This window comes from Acinetobacter sp. KAM396 (genome assembly GCF_021602765.1).
GTDB lineage: Bacteria > Pseudomonadota > Gammaproteobacteria > Pseudomonadales > Moraxellaceae > Acinetobacter > Acinetobacter towneri_A.
Window position 1 is genome coordinate 1 of sequence record NZ_BPPH01000093.1, and the last position, 848, is coordinate 848.

The 848-nt window shown below is 35.6% G+C and carries 1 pseudogene; it reads right to left on the reverse strand.

Annotated elements, in window-relative coordinates:
* Positions 1-110: 110 nt before the first annotated feature.
* Positions 111-683, reverse strand: a pseudogene (locus L6C30_RS14625) (site-specific integrase); the annotation flags it as partial.
* Positions 684-848 lie beyond the last annotated feature (165 nt).

The following is an 848-nucleotide window of genomic DNA, read 5'->3' on the forward strand; positions in this document are numbered from 1 at the left end:
TTGCTGAATATATATCCATGTTCATGGATTAAGTCCCCACTTGTTTTTAGGTGGGAACTAAATTAAGGCTTATAGGATCGCTTGGTAAGGCTGTGTTAGCCGGATGCTTACAGATGTTCAAAAAAATAAGTCACCGCATGAAGCTCTTCAGCGGTATCAAGCATCGCTGGCTTTAAAAGGGTTGAGCTATCAATACTAAATAAACGAGGATTCCCTTTTTTTGATTTAATGTCTGCTAAATCTAGGGCATTTTTATACCAATAATCTACGAGCTCTTCTGGTAAGCATATACGTTGAGCTGCACTTTTAGGATCTTTAGTAGTCTCCAATATATTGAGCGTTTCATAAATGCGTTGAAGTGAAATTTTAGAATCTTCTGTGCCGGCGAAGAAAGCAAAATAGTCATGAGGTTGATTTGTTTGTACTGAAAGTTCTTCAAGAATGTCAGTAGCATTACTCTGAAGCCAGTTTGTTTGATCATTCAATAATATAGTGGCTAGAACGGCCTGGTTTTTTTCAAAATTAAAGTCTTTTTCATCATTTGTTATTTGCAAATTTTTAAACGTTGCATTGTGGCCCATAATTTTTTTAGCCAATTCATTAGGCATATCTGGATGATATTTTAGTAGTTTTTGACCAGCTATGAGATAACTTAAATGAATATAGCTTTTGAATGTTTCAACTGCCGTGCGTATATCATGATTGTCATTAACAAACGATAAGAAGCTTGTATAATAGTAAGCATCCGGCTAACACAGCCTTACCAAGCGATCCTATAAGCCTTAATTTAGTTCCCACCTAAAAACAAGTGGGGACTTAATCCATGAACATGGATATATATTCAGCAA